Origin of the sequence: Bradyrhizobium sp. BR 1432 (assembly GCF_051547705.1) — a bacterium.
GTDB classification, from domain to species: Bacteria; Pseudomonadota; Alphaproteobacteria; order Rhizobiales; family Xanthobacteraceae; genus Bradyrhizobium; species Bradyrhizobium zhanjiangense.
In genome coordinates this window covers 6,958,884-6,976,381 of the sequence record NZ_JBPUGF010000003.1, presented here as the reverse complement: position 1 = coordinate 6,976,381, position 17,498 = coordinate 6,958,884, and the positions used below count along the sequence as shown (strand labels likewise).

The window sequence follows — 17,498 nt, the reverse complement described above, 5'->3', positions numbered from 1 at the left end:
GCGGGTTACGACGCCTGCGGCGAAGCGCCTGTGCGGCCGCCTCGGCGGTCGCTTGCCGTCCGGCAAAGGCGCCGATATAAGCCCCGCAACTCCCGAACCACCGCATTCCTTCCAAGGACAAGATTTATGGCCATCGAACGCACTTTCTCGATCATCAAGCCCGACGCGACCGAGCGTAACCTGACCGGCGCGGTCAACGCCGTGATCGAGAAGGCGGGCCTGCGCATCGTCGCGCAGAAGCGCATCCGCATGACCAAGGACCAGGCCGAGACCTTCTATGCCGTCCACAAGGCGCGGCCCTTCTTCGGCGAGCTCGTCGACTTCATGACCTCGGGTCCGGTCGTGGTGCAGGTGCTGGAAGGCGAGGGCGCGATAGCCAAGTACCGCGAGGTGATGGGTGCGACCGATCCGGCCAAGGCTGCCGAGGGCACCGTCCGCAAGCTCTACGCCAAGTCGATCGGCGAGAATTCGGTGCACGGCTCGGATGCGCCGGAGACGGCTGTAATCGAGATCGCGCAGTTTTTTTCGGGCAACGAGATCGTCGGCTGATCCATCAGCCGATAAGTTAGGACGACGGGGCGAAAGGACGTATTGTGAACTGGCTCTGGCAGATCTTCGATCCCGCGACGATCGGGGCGTTCTTCACCCAGTTTCGCAACGAGATGGCTGAACCGACCTTCTGGATCGCGGTCGGCAAGATCATCTGGATCAACATCCTGCTCTCCGGCGACAACGCGCTGGTGATTGCGCTCGCCTGCCGCGGCCTCAAGCCGCGGCACCGGCTGTGGGGCATGATCTTCGGCGCGGGCGCCGCGGTGATACTGCGGATCATCTTCACGGGCATCGTCGCGAGCCTGATGGGGCTGCCCTACCTCAAGCTCGTCGGCGGTCTTGCGCTGATCGTGATCGCGGCAAAACTGCTGGTGCCCGAAAACGAGGACGAGGACGACGTCGAGTCCGCCTCGCATCTGTTGCAGGCGGTCCAGATCGTCGTGGTCGCCGACATCGTCATGAGCCTGGACAACGTCATTGCGGTGGCTGGCCGCCGCCAATGGCAGCGTGCCGCTGTTGATCCTCGGCCTCGCCATCAGCGTGCCGCTCATCGTCGCCGGTGCTGCTCTGATCATGGCGCTGCTCGCAAAGCTGCCGGTCCTGGTCTGGGCCGGCGCGGCGCTGCTCGGCTGGATCGCGGGCGAGGTGATCGCGACCGATCCCGGCGTCGCACCGAAGCTGCACATGCTGTTCGACGGCCCGCTCGGCGCCTCGCTGGACAGCATACTCGGTGCACTTCGCATCCCGCCGCAGTTCGCCCATGGCGGCGGAGGCGGCGAATATTTCTGCGCCGCGCTCGGCGTCGTCCTCGTGCTGGTCGTCGGCACCATCTGGCGCCGGCGCAGTCTGAGCGCGGCCGCGCTCGAATCCTCCGAGGGGCACGCCAAGGCATCGGCGAAGTGACTTCGACGCTCTGATCGGTCTTGGTCTTCTCTCCAGCGATGAGAGGCGAGCATGTCACTGATGTGCTCGCCGCGTTGGCCGCGGTACGCGAGCGATCACCGGCCATGGGCTCAGCGCAAGAGCCGAAGTCTCCCATCATCGCGTTCGTACAACCGGCGCGCAGACCTTGCGTTGCGCGGTCGCACGCAGTGCGCTTGGGCTCGCGTGCGATGATTCTTCCTTCGCAACCAACGCGCGATTTAGAGGTTGTCTTATTATAAACTATTGAAAATAAAGGGTGCTTTCGTTGACTCAACGATGGTCCCCACGGCACGTCGCTCCGACGTTCATGTTCATGAAATCGGAAGCTGGTGCGATGCCGTCGAGAGTGATTTGCCGTCCTGTTGCTGTTCTTGCCGCTAGCATCAAAGCCCTTCTGACCTGCTCCAGCCCGGGAGCCTTCGCGGTCTCTGTGGTCTCCATTGCCTTGTTCAGCGACGGCCTCCTGCACGGCACCAACGCGCAAAGCGCTGTGCCGGAGACGGAGCGGGGCAGCACGTTGCCGGCGGTGACCGTCAGCGCAGATGCGCCGAAGCCGCGCGCACGTCCACGCTCCAATCCAGGCCGAAGGGCGGGCCGTAGCGCGCCTGCGAATGAGCGGGCCAAGTTGCAGGCGGAAGCAACCCCCACGGCTGCGAGGCCGGGCGCGCTTCCGCCGTCCTACGCAGGCGGGCAGGTCGCCCGCGGCGGCCAGGTCGGCTTGCTGGGCAACAAGGATTTCATGGATACGCCGTTCAACATCGCCAGCTACACGGCGAAGAAGATTGAAGATCAACAGGCCACCACGGTCGCCGACGTCGTCAGCAACGATCCTTCGGTGCGTTTCACTGGCCAGACCGGTGGCATTCTCAACTCCTTCTTCATCCGCGGATTTCCGATCGGGGAGGGGAATGTCGGAGAAATTGCCTTCAACGGCGTCTATGGCGTTGCACCGAATTATCGGGTGTTCACCGATTATGTGGAGCGCATCGAAATCATCAAGGGCCCGACGGCGCTGCTTTACGGCATGGCGCCAAACAGCAGCGTCGGGGGCACCATCAACATCGTTCCAAAACGTGCTGGGGATGTCGATCTCACCCGGGTCACGACCGACTACACGACAAACACCCAGCTCGGCACGCATCTCGACGTGAGCCGACGGTTCGGCGAGAACCGCGAATTCGGCATTCGCGTCAATGGCAGCTACCACAATGGCGATACGCCGCTCGACAACCAGACCCGGGAGGCGCATGTCGGCGCCGCAGCGTTCGACTATCGCGGCGAGAAGTTCAGAGCTTCGCTCGACTTCATCGATCAGGAGGAAAAGTTCGACGCGCCTACGAGGCCGTTTCTGGTTGCAACAGGCGTCGCCGTCCCGACCGCACCGGTCGGGCGGCGCAATGTCACGCAGGCCTGGGAGTGGGCCAAGGTTCACGACAACTCGCTGCTGGCGCGCGCCGAATACGATGTGACGGACTCCGTGACAGTGTTCGCCGACGGCGGTGGTGGCAGGACCCAGGTCGATCGTCTGTTCGGGACGCCGACGATCCTGAACGCGGCAGGCAACACGACTTCGACGCCGGGGCATTTCAAATTCGATATCGACAGGAACGTGGCCGATGCCGGTGTGCGTGCCCGGTTCGAAACAGCCGCGATCAGTCACGCCGTGACCTTCCAGGGCAGCTACTACACGGATCAGATCTCGCGCGGCTCTGTATCCGGGACGCCGGTGTTGTCCAATATCTATGCGCCGATCGCCCGTCCCGAGCAGCTCGTTCCGGCTCCCGCGACCGTGCCGAAGCTGTCGGATACCGAGCTGACCGGTCTTGCGCTCGCCGACACCATGTCAGTTTTCCAGGAGCGCCTTCAGCTGACCGTCGGCGTCAGGCAACAGGGCGTCAAGTCGAACAACTACAACACCACCACGGGCGCCGTTACCTCCGCCTACGACCAGACGGCGCTCACGCCGATGGTCGGCGTGGTCGTCAAGCCCTGGAGCAACGTTTCGCTGTACGCCAACTACATCGAAGGGCTCAGCAAGGGTGACATCGCACCGACGACGGCGAGCAATCAAGGAGAGGTCCTGGCGCCGTATTTCAGCAAGCAGAAGGAAGCAGGCGTCAAGGTCGATTTCGGGATGCTCGCGACCACGATCAGCCTGTTCGAGATCACCAAGCCGTCGGGACAGCTGGGTGCCGATAAGGTCTTCCGGGCCGACGCCGAACAGCGCAATCGCGGCGTGGAATTCACCGTGTTTGGAGAAGTGCAGCCGGGCATTCGCGTGCTTGGCGGCGTGACGTTGATCGACGCGGAGCTGACAAAGACGAGCACGCTGGCCAATCTCGGCAAGACGCCGATCGGCGTGCCTCAGGTGCAGGCCAATTTGTCCGCCGAATGGGACACGCCGTTTGCACCCGGACTGACGCTGGTCGCAAACACCATCTATACCGGGCACCAGTATCTGGATGGGCAAACACGCAAGTTATTCCGGCCTGGACCAGGCTCGATCTAGGTGCGCGCTACAACACGCGCATCAATAACCGGCCGGTCACGCTCCGGGCCCTGGTCCAGAATGTATTCGATACCAACTACTGGGCTGGCGTGGCGAGCTTCTCCGCATTGGCGCAAGGCACGCCGCGAACCCTGCTATTGTCGATGTCGACGGATTTCTGAACCGGGTCGGCTTTGATGCGCGCAACGACGATGCGCGTTCCGAACGTCACCGAGGCCAGACGCGGAGCCACGATCAGGCGCAGACGACGGGTGCTCTGAATGGACGAAAGAATCAGGGCGCCGCGACAGGACGGCTCCGCGCCCGCCCGATCCCGAATGATGACCGGGCGCACGCGGCACACACTGCTGTGGGCTCACCGATGGCTCGGATTGATCTTCGGCATCGTCGTGGTGCTGATAGGCCTCACCGGAAGCTTCATTGTCTTCTACCGGGAGATCGATGTTGCCCTGAATCCAGCGCTCTATGCTCCCGCTGGTCCGGAGCAAAAGTTCACTTTGTCGGAAGTGATGCGCGCCGCCGCGGCGGCGGATCCAGCGCCGATTGCCACGATCCTTGCGCCGGATCGGACCTGGCCGGTCTGGATCGTGATACATACGCATGAAACCGCGCCTGGCCGCTACCCGAACCGTTGGACGACCATGGTCGATCCTTCGAACGGGAAGGTGCTCGGGCGGCGTGACTACGTCAACGCGTTCGCCCTCAAGGTCTATCGTCTCCACTACACGCTGCTGCTCTATGAGTTGTGGGGCAAGGAGCTGGTCGGCGTGGCCGGGTTCGTGCTGCTCGTTTGGCCATGTCGGGACTCGTCCTGTGGTGGCCGAGGCCGGGTCTTTTCTGGCGATCGGTCTCGGTGCGCAAGAACGTCTCGCTGCTTCGATTTGTTCTGGATGTTCATAGTGCGGCCGGCTTTTGGGCCCTGCTCGTGCTCTTGGGGATCTCGATCACCGGCGTCGGCATCGTTTTCCCCGACGTGATGCGTCCCATCGTTGGCCTTCTGTCGCAAACGACGCCTGATCGCTCGCCACGGGTCGAAATGCCGCCTCCGACAGGGACGCCGTTGCTTCCAGCCGATGCGATCGCGCGACTAGCGCAGGCGGCCAAGCCCGGCGTTGCGATTGCTATGTTCAATCCGCCGACCGCAACGCGCAACACCTGGCGCGTGCAGTTCCGTCCCGACGGTGCTGATCCCGCCGTACGGGCACGGGGGGCGATCTGGCTCGATCCATGGAGCGGCGCAGTGGTGCACGACCGCAGTCCGGTCGCCATGTCGATGGGGGACCGCTATCTGGCCGAACAGCTCTGGCTTCACAACGGCGCGGCGTTCGGACTCGCAGGACGCCTGTTGGTTTTCGCGGCCGGATTCGCGCCTTTCGCCCTGTTCGTCAGCGGCCTGATCATGTGGCTCAAAAAACGTCCCGGAAGGGTTAGGGTCACCGTCGCACGATCGAACCGGCGCGGTTGATCAGGCGGGCGAGTTGGCGGAAGCGGCTGCCGACGCGGTCGGCGACGAGATCGACGAGGCGGTGCTCGAACACCAGCATCAGCTTGCGGCCTTGATTGCGGAAATGCGTGGCGGGCAGCACACCCGGCCGCGCCGCCGAGATCAGGTGCGCGACGCGGAACGCTGCTCCCAAGAGGCGTGCACGTTCGAGCTGCGCCGGCGTCAGCAGGCTCTGCATGGTGGCCGGCGGCTGGTTTTCCTCGCTCAGGCCCGCGTAGCGATAGAACACCGACAGGCCGACGAAGGCGCGCTCGGTATGGGTGATCGCGCCGAAATTGCCGTTGACGACGAGGCTCAGCGTCTGCTCGCCACGATGATCAGGATGCACGCGCCAGCCGATGTCGGAGAGTAGGCACGCGGTGTGGCGCAGGCGGCGGTCCGCTTCTGTCTCGCGCAGCTTCACGACACGGGCGAGGCGGTCGGTCCAGGCGATCAGCTCGCGGGCGTGCTTCGCCGAACGCGACAGCAGCTGGTTTAGCTCCTCTGCGGCGCAGATCAGCCCGTCCTCGTTGCGTTCGGAGTCCGGCAGCTTCTCGTGCAGCAGGCCCTCGCGCACGCCGAAGGTCGAGAACACGATGGTTTTCGGCTTCGCCACCCGAATGATGTGCTCGAGCACCAGTGCCGCATAGGTGAGGAGCGGGCGGCGCGCATCAGCGACGATCTCGATGTCGGCCAGCATGTCGGCGGCCGCAAGCCGGCGCAGACGTCGCGAGAAGTCGAGCGCCTCGGCCGCCGAAATCGAATAGCCGTGCATCACCTGGAGCGGATAGCCGCTCTGGATGATGTGGATGCGCGCGAGCGCGCGCCAGGTGCCGCCAACCGCGTAGAAGGTGCGGCCGCTGCCCGCGGCGAGCTGCGGCACCTCGTCGAGCGCCTCGCGCACAATGCGGTCGGCGCGCTTGAGAGATTTGTGCGCGAGGTCCTGGAGCGCGAGGCCACCGAGCGGCAGCGTCACGCCGCTGCGCACGCTGTTCCTGCGCACGTCGATCAGCTCGAGCGAGCCGCCGCCGAGATCGCCGACGATGCCGTCGGGATGATGGATACCGGAGATCACGCCGAGCGCCGACAGCCGCGCTTCGCGCTGGCCCGACAGGATCTCGATCTTCACGGCGCAGATGCGCTCGGCCTTCGCGATGAAGTCGGGGCCGTTGGAGGCGTCGCGGCAGGCGGCGGTCGCAATCGCGAACACGCGCCCGACCTGCATCACGCGGCACAGCGCGCGAAAACGCTTGAGGGAGGTCAGCGCCTTGTCGACGGCGTCGGGCGCGAGCAGGCCCGTGCTCTGCACCTCGCGTCCGAGGCCGCACAGCGTCTTCTCGTTGAAGATCGGAATGAGGCTGCGCGCGAGCGCCTCATAGACGACGAGGCGGACCGAGTTGGAACCGATGTCGATAACTGCGACGCTCGCGCCGCGCTTGCGCGGCTGCTTCACGTCGAGAATCCGGGATCAGGATTGGTGACGTTCGTTCCGGCGCGTGAGACGGCGCGGCGAGGATTCTTTGAGCGACTTTCCACGGCCAGACAGACTCGGATTTGTCATGAAGTAGTTGTGGACGTTGAAAGGCTCCTCGCCCTTCGCGGCCTTCATACGCGTTGAGGACCCGTCCGGCAACAATTGCCAGCTCTGCTCATTATCCTTCAGATTCGCGACCATGATCTGTTCGAGAACCTGCTGATGCACCGTGGGATTTTGCAGCGGACACAGCACCTCGACGCGGCGGTCGAGGTTGCGCGGCATCATGTCGGCCGAGGAGATATACACAGCCGCTTTCGCGCCCGGCAGGCCCTGGCCCATGCCGAAGCAGTAGATTCGGCCGTGTTCCAAGAAGCGTCCGATGATCGACTTGACGCGGATGTTCTCCGACAAGCCGGGAATTCCGGGCCTGAGGCAGCAGATGCCGCGCACCACCAACTCGACCTGGACGCCGGCCTGCGAGGCCTCGTAGAGCGCGTCGATGATGTCGGGGTCGACAAGCGCGTTCATCTTCATCCAGACCGCGCCGTGCCGCCCGTGCCGTGCATGCGCGGTCTCGCCCTGGATGTGCTCGATGATGCGCTTGCGCAAGGTCAATGGCGACACCGCCATCTTCTCCAGATCGCTCGGCGCGGCATAGCCGGTGATGAAATTGAACACGCGCGCCGCGTCTCGGCCGATGGTCGCGTCCGAGGTGAAGTAGGAGAGGTCGGTGTAGATGCGCGCGGTCACCGGGTGATAGTTGCCGGTGCCGGTATGGACGTAAGTCGTGAGGCTGCCGCCCTCGCGGCGCACCACCATCGAGAGCTTTGCATGCGTCTTCAGTTCGAGGAAGCCGTAGACGACCTGCACGCCGGCGCGTTCGAGGTCGCGCGCCCAGCGGATGTTGGCCTCTTCGTCGAAGCGAGCCTTCAGCTCGATCAGCGCGGTCACCGACTTGCCGGCCTCGGCGGCTTCAGCGAGCGCGCGCACGATCGGCGAGTTGTTGGAGGTGCGGTAGAGCGTCTGCTTGATCGCGACCACATCCGGGTCGCGCGCGGCCTGCTGCAGGAACTGCACCACCACGTCGAAGGATTCGTAGGGGTGATGGACGATGAGGTCCTTCTGCCGGATCGCCGCGAAGATGTCGCCGGCATGCTCGCGCACCCGCTCGGGATGGCGTGGCACGTAAGGGGTGAATTCGAGGTCGGGACGGTCGAGGCGGGTGAGCTGCGAAAGCTCGTTCATGGCGAGCACGCCATCGACCAGGAACACCTCGTCATCGGCGGCCGATAGTGCGTGCTGCACGAAGCTCCGCAATTCCTCCGGCATCTTGGCGTCGATCTCGAGCCGGATCACCGAGCCGCGGCGGCGACGCTTCAGCGCGGTCTCGAACAGGCGGACCAGGTCTTCCGCCTCTTCCTCGATTTCGAGCTCGGAGTCGCGGATGATTCGGAAGGCGCCCTGACCGTGCAGATTGTATCCGGGGAAGAGGCGGTTGATGAACAGGGTGGTCGCCTGTTCCAGCGAAATCAGCCGGACGGCCCTGCCTTCGGCTGGTAGGCGGATGAAGCGGTCGATCTTGCCGGGCATGCGGATCAGCGCGTTCATCTGCTTGCCGTCGGCGGCGCGCGTGAGCTGAAGCGCGATGGTGAAGCCGAGGCTCGGGATGAACGGGAAAGGGTGGGCCGGATCGATTGCGAGCGGCGTCAGCAACGGGAACACGTTGTTGAGGAAGTAGTCCTCGATCCAGCTCCGCTCCGCCTTGGTGACGTCCTTGCCCTCAACCAGCACGATGCCGACATCGGCGAGCGTGCCGCGCAGGTCGCGCCAGATCGCCTGCTGGTCGGAGGCAAGCTCGGACACGGTGCGGTTGATCAGCGCGAGCTGCTCCGACGGCGTGAGGCCATCGGGGGCGCGCTCGGCAATGCCCTCGCGCACCTGGGCCTTGATGCCGGCCACGCGGACCATGAAGAACTCGTCGAGGTTATTCGCTGAAATCGACAGGAATCGTACCCGCTCCAGCATGGGGTGGCTGGGATTGACCGATTCCTCCAGGACGCGGCGATTGAAATGCAGCCAGGACAGCTCGCGGTTGATGAAACGCTCGGGGCTGGAAGCAATCGCCGGCAGGCCCTCGGTTTCCGGGGGTTTTTCTTTGATTTCAACGGCTTGCGCAGAGTCCATGAGAAGTCGATCCATCCAGTTCACCCCAATTTGCGACTTACGCGCAAAACCGGCGGGAGCATGTGTTAGAGCGATGACGTTTCGATGACATTGATGTTCCGCCGCTCCGCCGCGTCAAGCGGCCTCGGAGGCGGGCGGGGCCGGTCAGGCGTCCCGAAGCAGCTCGGCGGCCAGCGCCCGGGTGACGGGGCGCCCAAGCCGCAGGGCCTCGCTGTCGAGCAATTCCACAGCCCGCCGGGCGGCGGCCGAGGACCGCTCCAGGCGGGTGGCGAGGTAGCTGACCACGCTCTCATCCACCGTGAGTTGACGGTCGGCGCAGAATTTGACGATCAGGCCACGGAAAAGCTGGTCGTCGGGCGGCAGCAGCGCGACCGCCGGCACGGCGCGCAGGCGCGAGCGCAGGTCGCGAAGCTCGATCTCGAGCGATGCCGGGACCTCGCGCCCGGTGAAGAGGACGTAGGCGCCATCCTCACGGGCGAGGTTCATCAGGTGGAAGAGCGCGCGCTCGTCAAATTCTTTCGCCTTGAGGTCCTCGACCACTAGCGCCCCGGTGGCGAGCGCGCCCGGGACCGCTGCGGCGGTCAGGGCATTGGCCGTGGTCGAGCGGGCGCCAGCCTCCTCGGCCCAGATCGCGGCGAGATGGCTCTTGCCGCTGCCTTCGGGGCCGGCCAGCCACATGATCCGGTTCGGCCATTCCGGCCAGGCGTCGATCAGGCCGAGGCCGGCCGCGTTGGCCGGGCCCTCGAGAAAATTGTCCCGGCTGAGACTTTCCGCATGCGGAAGCGAAAACGCCAATTGTCGGGGATGAACGCGGCCTGCCACGCTTGCCTTGCTCCATGCCGGCGCGCCGGCCTCGTTGGAAAAGATTCGACTTGATCGAGCGGGAGTTGGCCTTTTGCGGGGCCGCATCCCAACTCATTTGGCCTCGATCGTGCTCATGTGCCGCAGCCACTCGACGAGATAGAGCGACACCGAGGAGAGCGTGAAAACCGTGACGAGGCCCATCAGGATCATATCATAGGGTTGCGGCTTGAAGCCGAAGGCAAGTGCGGCCAGCACCAAGGCCGCGAACGCCACTTGGGCCACAGTGTTGAGCTTGGACACCTTCGAGGGCTTCATCTCGACCGGCCGGTCGAACAGCCAGGATACGATCACGGCGGCGACGATCATGATGTCGCGCGAGACCACGAGGATGACGATCCAGCGCGGAATCGCCCCCCAGATGCCGAGCGCCATGTAGATCGAGACCAGCAGCGCCTTGTCGGCGAGCGGATCGAGCAGGGCGCCGAGCTCACTCGTCATGTTGAAGCGCTTGGCCAGGAAGCCGTCGACGGCGTCGCTGATACCGGCGATCAGGAAGACCGCGAACGCCACCTCCATTTGGCTCGACACGATGGCCCAGACGATGATCGGGACCAGCATGATGCGGCCCAGGGTAATGATGTTCGGAATACTCACGCGGCGCTTCCCGGCACCCGGATTGACCTCAGATCCGGCCCCCTCGGAGGCTGAACCGGTTGATATCTACATAGTATAGGGCCGGGCGCCATGCGAGCCATTGCGCGTCCCCGGAATTCGACGTAACCAGCCGCAAACCCACTGGAAATCGGGCATGACCGACCGCAAAAACGGCCTCACTTACGCCGATTCAGGCGTCGATATCGACGCCGGCAACCGCCTCGTCGACCTGATCAAGCCGATGGTGCGCGCCACCGCACGGCCGGGCGCCGACGCCGAGATCGGCGGTTTCGGCGGCCTGTTCGACCTCAAGGCGGCCGGTTTCAAGGACCCCGTCCTGGTTGCTGCGACCGACGGCGTCGGCACCAAGGTCAAGATCGCGATCGAGACCGGCCTGCATGGCGGCATCGGCATCGACCTCGTCGCCATGAGCGTCAACGACCTCGTGGTCCAGGGCGCCGAGCCACTGTTCTTCCTGGACTATTTTGCCTGCGGCAAGCTCGATCCGGAGGCCACCGCCGCGATCGTCGCTGGCGTTGCGGAGGGCTGCCGCGAATCCGGCTGCGCCCTGATCGGCGGCGAAACGGCCGAGATGCCCGGCCTCTACAAGGACGGCGATTATGATCTCGGCGGCTTTGCCGTCGGCGCCGCCGAGCGCGGCACGCTGCTGCCGCGCAAGGACATCGCGGCGGGCGACGCCGTGATCGGGCTCGCCTCGTCGGGCGTGCATTCCAACGGCTTCTCGCTGGTGCGCAAGATCGTGGAACAATCCGGTCTCGGCTTCGAGGCGCAGGCGCCTTTCGCGCCCGTGATGACGCTGGGCGGCGCGCTGCTGACGCCGACGCGGCTCTACGTCAAATCCTGCCTGCGTGCGATCCGCGAGACCGGCGCGGTGAAGGGGCTCGCCCACATCACCGGCGGCGGTTTCACCGACAACATTCCGCGCGTGCTGCCGAAGCACCTCGGCGTCGGCATCGACCTTGCACAGCTGCCGGTGCTGCCGGTGTTCAAATGGCTGGCCGCGCAGGCCGGCATCGCCGAGCTGGAAATGCTGCGCACCTTCAATTGCGGTATCGGCATGATCGCGATCGTTGAGCCTGACCAGGTCGACAAGGTGGTCAAGGTCTTCACCGATGCCGGCGAGACCGTGGCGCAGCTCGGCACCGTGATCCCGGCCGAAGGCGAGCACCGCGTCGTCTATAACGGCCACCTCGACCTGGCGCTGTGATGAAGCGCCGCGTCGCCATCCTGATCTCCGGCCGCGGCTCCAACATGGCTGCGCTGATCAAGGCAGCGGCTGCCGCGGATTTTCCGGCAGAGATTTCGCTGGTCATCTCGAACAAGGCCGATGCACTGGGGCTCGAACGGGCCAGGGCGAGCGGCGTGACAACCGAGGTGATCGAGAGCAAGCCGTTCGGCAAGGACCGCGCAGGTTTTGAGAAGGTGCTGCAGGCCGCGCTCGACCGGCACGGCATCGAGCTGATTTGTCTGGGCGGCTTCATGCGCCTGTTCACGGCGGAGTTCACCCAGGCTTGGTACGGGCGGATGCTCAACATCCATCCCTCGCTGCTGCCATCCTTCCCCGGTCTCGACCCGCACGGCCAGGCCTTGCGTGCCGGCGTCAAGCTGTCCGGCGCGACGGTCCACTTCGTGATCCCCGAGACCGATGCCGGACCGATCGTGATGCAGGGCGCGGTTCCCGTCAGCGACAACGATACGTCGGACACGCTCTCGGAGCGCATCCTCGAAGTCGAGCACCGCATCTATCCCGAGGCGCTGCGGCTGCTCGCGGCCGGCAGGGTCCGGATCGACGGCGAGGTGTGCAGAACGGCGGGCAGCTCTGCGTCGGAGAATTTTTTGGTTGCGCCGGTGGTGAGCTGAAGCGACGTCGCTTTTCGACTTCCCAAACAAAATCCCCCGGCAGAGCCGGGGCAACGTCATGATCTCTCGCGCGTAGCTTTGAGAGAAATCAGGAGACCTTGAGGTTCTCCGCGGATGATTTGCCGCGGTTCTCCACGAGGTCGTATTCAACCACCTGGTTCTCGTTGAGGGTCGAGAGTCCGGCGCGCTCGACGGCGGAGATGTGGACGAACACGTCCTTGTCGCCGCCGTTCGGCTTGATGAACCCATAGCCCTTGGTCGGGTTGAACCATTTGACGGTGCCCTTTTGCGGCATCGCTAATCTCCTCCACTAGATAGAAAAAAGACGCGGCCGCTTTTCGCGTGCCACGCCACAAACGGGCTTCCGGAAGTCTGTTCGAGTTTTAAGTCTTAATGTCGCGAAACGCACAGCCGAGCGGCCAATTCCGATTGTGGCCAATATTGCAACATGAAAAGCGCGCGTTAGCAAGCAGGGTGCGAATTTCGAAGATCGCACCGGACACGCTCGAGTGCAATTTTCGACCTGTGGCCCGGGAACCACAATCAGGAGCAATCCCCCTCGTCAGGAGGTGTCAGCTGGTTGACCCTCCGTAACAGTTCGGCGCAAATCAGCTTATGCGTGCGCCGCTCCTGTTGCATTTTTGCGCGCCGCCATTTGCTTTGGGATTTGTCGTCATGCGCTGCACCGCGCAGCCACCAGGGACACGGCAGACTGTCGGGCTGAGCCGCATCCGCCGCGTCGCGGCAGCGGTCGCCACGACCTTTGCCCTTATGACGTTTGCGCTCATCGTGACGGTGTCGGCGGCGACGCCCGTCCTCGCGCAAAGTCCGACGCCGACGCCCACGCCGACCCCGACACCGACGCCGTCGCCGACCCCGGTTCCGATGCCGACCTCGACCAATTACGACCAGTCGGCCGGCAACAGCACGCTCAATCTCGGCTCAGGTTTCCTGGAGCGCCTCGGCAATCAGGCATCGAGCGGCATCAACCGGGCATCCCGCACCAATCCCGGCGGCGGCGGCGCATCGGCGAGCACCGAAGATCCGCGCTACCGCACCTGGTTCGAGGGTTACGGCATCTCGGTCCGCACCGATGCGCAAGGCGACTTTCTCGGCGACAAGCGCAAGACCTTTGGCGGTGTCGCCGGCATCGGCGCGCGGCTCGCACCGGGTGTCAATATCGGCTTTTCGGTCGACCAGAGCCACACCGACATCGACGTGCCGCTGGCGCTCCAGTCGGCGACACTCGACCTGACCCAGGTCGGCCTCAACGGCTCCATCGACAAGGGGCCCTGGACCTGGGCCTTTGCGGTGGTGCACGGTTTCGGCAAGGTCCGTTCCAGCCGCGACACCGGCTTCGGCCTTGCGAGCGCGGGGTATCGCGCCGCGGTCGATGGTGCGCTGACCGAGATCAGCTATTACTGGACCAAGGACCAGATGCGCATCGTGCCCAAGGGCGCGCTCGAATATGTGCGCGCCACCAGCGCGGCGTTCCAGGAGGCCGGTGGCCTCGATCCGCTCAACGTCGGCGCGACGGCGCTGTCGCGCGCGCGCGTCATGATCGGGGCCGAGATCGGCCGCTACTTCATCATCGACCAGAAAATCCTCGACCTGTCCGCCTACGGCAAGTTCGTCGACAATTTCCACCAGGACCTCGGATCGGTCCAGGTCAGCCTGGGGACCCAGAGCATCGTCGTCCCCGGCATCGGCGAGAGCCGCTACGGCATGGATGCCGGCGCCTCGGCCTCGCTCAGCCTGACCAGCGTCGCGCGGCTCTACATCAATTACGACGGCAAGTTCCGCAACGAGCTCACCTCGCACCAGGGCACGGTCGGCTTCGAATATAAATGGTGAGCTGAAACTTACGCCGGCGTTGCCGCGGCATAGCCCGTCAGCCCAAAACCCTCGCGCGCGGCCGTCATCATCGGCACCAACGCGTTCGGATGGATGAACTCGTCGCGGAAGCAGGGATAGGTCTTGGGATCGAAGATCTTTTTCAGCCAGTCGACCACGATCTTGTGCCGCTCGGAGGTGCGAAACTCCTTGTGATAGGTGAGCCAGAGATCGGCGTGGTGGCTGACGCCGAGATCGACGGCAACGAGCGGCGCACCGAGCGCGATCGACACCGTCGGCAGGAAGCCGATGCCGGCGCCGCGCTCGACGGCATAGAGCACGCCGACCGAGGAGTTGGTTTTGATCCCGACGACGCCTTCCAGCGACTTCAGCCCGAGCACGCGGGCGTAGGCGCCGTCATCGACCTGCGGCGCGCTCTGCTTGATGATGCGGTGGTTCTTGAGGTCGGCGAGCGTTGCCGGCACGCCGTAGAGGTCCTCGTACTCCTTGGAGACGAATGGATAGATGTGCAGCCGGCCCAGCTTGGCGACGATCAGATCCGGATTGGTCGGTGGCTCGAGCTGGATCGCGATGTCGGATTCAAGCCGCGCGACGTCGGCCTGCTCCATCGCGCAGCGCAGATCGACGGTGATCCTTCGATAGGTCTTCTGGAAATCGATCAGCCGCGGCAGGATCCAGAAATTGCCGGGCCCCTCCGTCACCGCGACGCGCACGGTGCCCGCGGTGTCGTTCGACGAACGCGAGGCGCGACGGAAGACGTTGAAGGCGTGACGCTCCATATGCGCGACGTCGGCGATCATCGCGGTGCCTTCGTCGCTGAGCGTGAGCCCGCTCTGGTCGCGCAGGAACAGCTTGCAGCCGATACTCTCTTCGAGCCGGTCGATCCGGCGCATCAAGGTGGTGGAGGTGAGGCCGAGCTCTTCGGCCGCGTTGCGAAAACTTTTATATTTTGCGCATGCTAAAAACAGCTTCAAATCGTCCCAGGACGCACCCAGGACTTCTTCACGGTGCTGCATCATCGCAGCACCCCGGTGCAATAACTGCTGCATACTCTTGGTCCCCAACCGCTAAGCTCGTCCTCATAGCGGGGTACGAAAGCCGCAAACGATAGAGGGGCGATCTCGGTATGGAAAGAGGCTCGTTTGCCGCAAGGCATGATTTCGACGCGCTGCCGCTGAGCCCGGACGTGGACGTTCGTTGCGCGCAATTTTCCGAAATCGCAGCGCTTTCGGAAATGGCGCATCGCCTGGTGCCGGGCGTGCAGATCGGTTCAGCAGAGCTTGCAAGATATTTCACCTTCGATCCTCAGAGCATCCTGACTTTCAGCCGGAAGGGCCGTCTGCTCGGCGGCATGGCCTTCCTGTTCCTCAACGATCGCGGGCACGATGCGCTGCTGCTCGACGAGATCTGCCTCACCGCGCCCAAGACGCGCTATCTCGCGTCCGCGAAAGACGACGTTGCGGCCATCTACATCTGGGCGATCGCGACGACGGGCGCGGTATCGCGGGTCTCGGCAAGGCCGCGGCTCATCTGCGACAGCTAAGGTTTCGCGGCGCCGATTGCTATGCGCAGCCGTCAACCGTGGCCGGACGCGACATCATGAAGGCGACCGGCTTTGTGCCTGTCCCAAGCTTCCAACCCGACCTCTGGTGCTACGAGCGCCCCTGGCATCGCCAGCCGATGCGCATGCCGGATGCGATCATCCAAGCAAGGAGTTTTGCAGATGCACGGTACTAGAATTCCTCTCGCCAAGCCCGACTCCCGCGCCATCACCATCCGCCTTGCGCGCGATCCCAGCGATCTGATGTTGGTCACCGCGATCCGCTCTGCGGTCTATCTCGCCGAGCAGGATTGTCCGTTCGAGGAGGAGTTCGACGGCAACGACATGGTCGCCGCGCATTTCATCGGCTTCGTCGGCAACGAGCCCGCGGGCTGCCTGCGGGTGCGTTTCTTCGGCGATTTCGCCAAGGTGGAGCGGCTTGCGGTGCGCCACCAGTACCGGCGCTCGCGCGTCTCGTTCAAGCTGGTGCAGGCGAGCGTCGATTATGTGAAGCGCAAGGGCTTCCGCAAGATCTACGGCCAGGCGCAGGACCGGCTGGTCGATTTCTGGGCCCATTTCGGTGCCAAGCCGCTAGGCCACAACCGCAAGATCACCTTCTCGGATTTCTCCTACACGGAGATGCTGCTGGAGATCGAGCCGGGGCCGGACGCCATCACGCTGGACAGCGATCCCTATGTGATCATCCGGCCCGAAGGCGATTGGGACCGGCCGGGCGTACTCGACGCCTCGGCGGGGCGGGCGGTGACCTCGCCGCTGCGGGATCTCGCGCTCGCCGATCGCTGAAACAGGTGCAACTGCGCGCAAGATAATGCCGGTTTCCATCCACGATGATCCGCCGATCCTGGTCTGCGCGGACCTCCAGGTCGAATATCTGACCCCTGGGCGCCGCCACGTCATCCTCGACGGCGATGCCGCCACCGAGCGCTGCCTGGGACTGCTGACGCTGTGGCGCAGCAATCTCTGGCCGGTGATGCATTTGAAGCGCATCGCGCAGGCGGCCTGGTTCAATCCGGCATCCAGGCTGACCGATTGGATCGCGGAGGCGAAGCCGCGTCCGGGAGAAATGACGTTTGAGCATCCGCTGCCGTCGGCCTACAGCTCGTCGCGGTTTGTGGACTACATGTCCAATATCCACAATGTGCGCTGCGTGCTGGCCGGGTTTTCCCTGGACGAGACCATCCTGGCCACCGCCGTGGACGGGTTTCACCGCAGCCATCGCTACGAGGTGGTCGCTGACGCCGTGGCCTGCCGGCAGCCGGGCACGGGTGATGCCGCTGCCTACAAGCGAGCAGTAGTGAATGTCATCGGGAATTTTGCTACGATCCATTCCAGCGCCGAACTGATCAGAACCAGCGGCGCCGTTGCGGTGTAGGCGGCCGCGATCGGCGGGTGGGGGTCGAGACATTGTCACGGGGAGAACAGCTCAAGGAGCTGGCAAGCGATTTGTCGCGTGCCGTGGAGACGGCGCGCCGCGTCGGTTTGCCCACGACGGTCTATCTGCTCTCGATGGCGCTCGTTGAGGTGAGGGAGGCCGCCGCCGCTGACGATGGGGATGACGACGACGCGGCCTGAGAGCCGTCCCATCCCGATATGCGGCTTTGTGCAACGCTGCTGA

At 64.4% G+C, this 17,498-nt stretch carries 14 protein-coding genes and 4 pseudogenes; 11 read left to right on the top strand and 7 right to left on the bottom strand.

Features of this window, described 5'->3' with window-relative positions; all coding sequences use genetic code 11:
* Positions 1–126: 126 nt before the first annotated feature.
* The 3 genes and pseudogenes from ndk to ACSKB8_RS33925 all read left to right on the top strand — a co-directional run bounded on the left by ndk (position 127) and on the right by ACSKB8_RS33925 (position 4,146).
* Entirely contained in the window at positions 127–549 is a 423-nt protein-coding gene (ndk, locus tag ACSKB8_RS33935; protein ID WP_128934245.1) for a nucleoside-diphosphate kinase, read from the top strand.
* A 44-nt stretch (positions 550–593) separates the two neighbouring features.
* Positions 594–1,455 (top strand): annotated as a pseudogene (locus tag ACSKB8_RS33930) (TerC family protein).
* 760 nt (positions 1,456–2,215) lie between these two features.
* Positions 2,216–4,146: pseudogene (locus tag ACSKB8_RS33925) on the top strand (TonB-dependent receptor).
* Here the strand turns inward: ACSKB8_RS33925 and ACSKB8_RS33920 are convergent.
* The gene (locus ACSKB8_RS33920) at positions 4,062–4,319 is read right to left on the bottom strand and encodes a hypothetical protein (protein ID WP_438110923.1); all 258 of its coding nucleotides are present in this window, start codon (positions 4,317–4,319) and stop codon (positions 4,062–4,064) included. The pseudogene ACSKB8_RS33925 and the gene ACSKB8_RS33920 overlap by 85 nt on opposite strands.
* On the opposite strand from ACSKB8_RS33920, the pseudogene ACSKB8_RS33915 reads away from it, so the two are divergent.
* Positions 4,246–5,450, top strand: a pseudogene (locus tag ACSKB8_RS33915) (PepSY-associated TM helix domain-containing protein). The gene ACSKB8_RS33920 and the pseudogene ACSKB8_RS33915 sit on opposite strands and share 74 nt — an antisense overlap.
* Here the strand turns inward: ACSKB8_RS33915 and ppx are convergent.
* The 4 genes from ppx to ACSKB8_RS33895 all read right to left on the bottom strand — a co-directional run bounded on the left by ppx (position 5,419) and on the right by ACSKB8_RS33895 (position 10,587).
* Positions 5,419–6,921, bottom strand: coding sequence for an exopolyphosphatase (gene ppx / locus ACSKB8_RS33910; protein ID WP_438108815.1), 1,503 nt, complete (start codon positions 6,919–6,921; stop codon positions 5,419–5,421). The pseudogene ACSKB8_RS33915 and the gene ppx overlap by 32 nt on opposite strands.
* A gap of 15 nt (positions 6,922–6,936) precedes the next feature.
* A complete protein-coding gene (locus ACSKB8_RS33905) occupies positions 6,937–9,129 on the bottom strand; it encodes an RNA degradosome polyphosphate kinase (RefSeq protein WP_438108813.1) in 2,193 nt (730 codons plus the stop codon).
* 144 nt (positions 9,130–9,273) lie between these two features.
* Complete coding sequence (locus ACSKB8_RS33900) at positions 9,274–9,951, bottom strand: chromosomal replication initiator DnaA (RefSeq protein ID WP_370985405.1); 678 nt, start codon at positions 9,949–9,951, stop codon at positions 9,274–9,276.
* Positions 9,952–10,044: 93 nt separating this feature from the next.
* Positions 10,045–10,587 (bottom strand): CDP-alcohol phosphatidyltransferase family protein, encoded by a 543-nt coding sequence (locus ACSKB8_RS33895; protein ID WP_091892878.1) that lies wholly within the window; start codon positions 10,585–10,587, stop codon positions 10,045–10,047.
* A 154-nt stretch (positions 10,588–10,741) separates the two neighbouring features.
* On the opposite strand from ACSKB8_RS33895, the gene purM reads away from it, so the two are divergent.
* Together purM and purN are read left to right on the top strand one after the other, a co-directional pair.
* Complete coding sequence (purM, locus tag ACSKB8_RS33890; protein ID WP_091892880.1) at positions 10,742–11,815, top strand: phosphoribosylformylglycinamidine cyclo-ligase; 1,074 nt, start codon at positions 10,742–10,744, stop codon at positions 11,813–11,815.
* A complete protein-coding gene (gene purN / locus ACSKB8_RS33885) occupies positions 11,815–12,468 on the top strand; it encodes a phosphoribosylglycinamide formyltransferase (RefSeq protein ID WP_438108811.1) in 654 nt (217 codons plus the stop codon). Before purM ends, purN begins: the two co-directional genes overlap by 1 nt.
* Positions 12,469–12,556: 88 nt before the next feature.
* Here purN and ACSKB8_RS33880 read toward each other — a convergent pair whose 3' ends face one another.
* A complete protein-coding gene (locus ACSKB8_RS33880; RefSeq protein ID WP_008551638.1) occupies positions 12,557–12,763 on the bottom strand; it encodes a cold-shock protein in 207 nt (68 codons plus the stop codon).
* Between the two features lie 380 nt (positions 12,764–13,143).
* On the opposite strand from ACSKB8_RS33880, the gene ACSKB8_RS33875 reads away from it, so the two are divergent.
* Positions 13,144–14,322 carry an autotransporter outer membrane beta-barrel domain-containing protein gene (locus ACSKB8_RS33875; RefSeq protein WP_438108809.1) on the top strand — a complete coding sequence of 393 codons (1,179 nt, stop codon included), beginning with the start codon at positions 13,144–13,146 and terminating at the stop codon, positions 14,320–14,322.
* A gap of 8 nt (positions 14,323–14,330) precedes the next feature.
* On the opposite strand, the gene ACSKB8_RS33870 is transcribed toward ACSKB8_RS33875, so the two are convergent.
* The gene (locus tag ACSKB8_RS33870) at positions 14,331–15,371 is read right to left on the bottom strand and encodes a LysR family transcriptional regulator (protein WP_091892886.1); all 1,041 of its coding nucleotides are present in this window, start codon (positions 15,369–15,371) and stop codon (positions 14,331–14,333) included.
* A 77-nt stretch (positions 15,372–15,448) separates the two neighbouring features.
* Between ACSKB8_RS33870 and ACSKB8_RS33865 the strand changes: the two are divergent.
* From ACSKB8_RS33865 to ACSKB8_RS33850, 4 genes and pseudogenes are all read left to right on the top strand, one after another.
* Positions 15,449–16,059 (top strand): annotated as a pseudogene (locus ACSKB8_RS33865) (hypothetical protein).
* On the top strand, positions 16,046–16,666 hold the full coding sequence (locus ACSKB8_RS33860) for a GNAT family N-acetyltransferase (RefSeq protein ID WP_091892890.1): 621 nt from the start codon (positions 16,046–16,048) through the stop codon (positions 16,664–16,666). The pseudogene ACSKB8_RS33865 and the gene ACSKB8_RS33860 overlap by 14 nt, the downstream one beginning before the upstream one ends.
* Before the next feature lie 25 nt (positions 16,667–16,691).
* Complete coding sequence (locus ACSKB8_RS33855) at positions 16,692–17,255, top strand: cysteine hydrolase family protein (RefSeq protein ID WP_370985399.1); 564 nt, start codon at positions 16,692–16,694, stop codon at positions 17,253–17,255.
* A 32-nt stretch (positions 17,256–17,287) separates the two neighbouring features.
* Entirely contained in the window at positions 17,288–17,455 is a 168-nt protein-coding gene (locus ACSKB8_RS33850; RefSeq protein WP_164940438.1) for a hypothetical protein, read from the top strand.
* Positions 17,456–17,498: the final 43 nt, after the last annotated feature.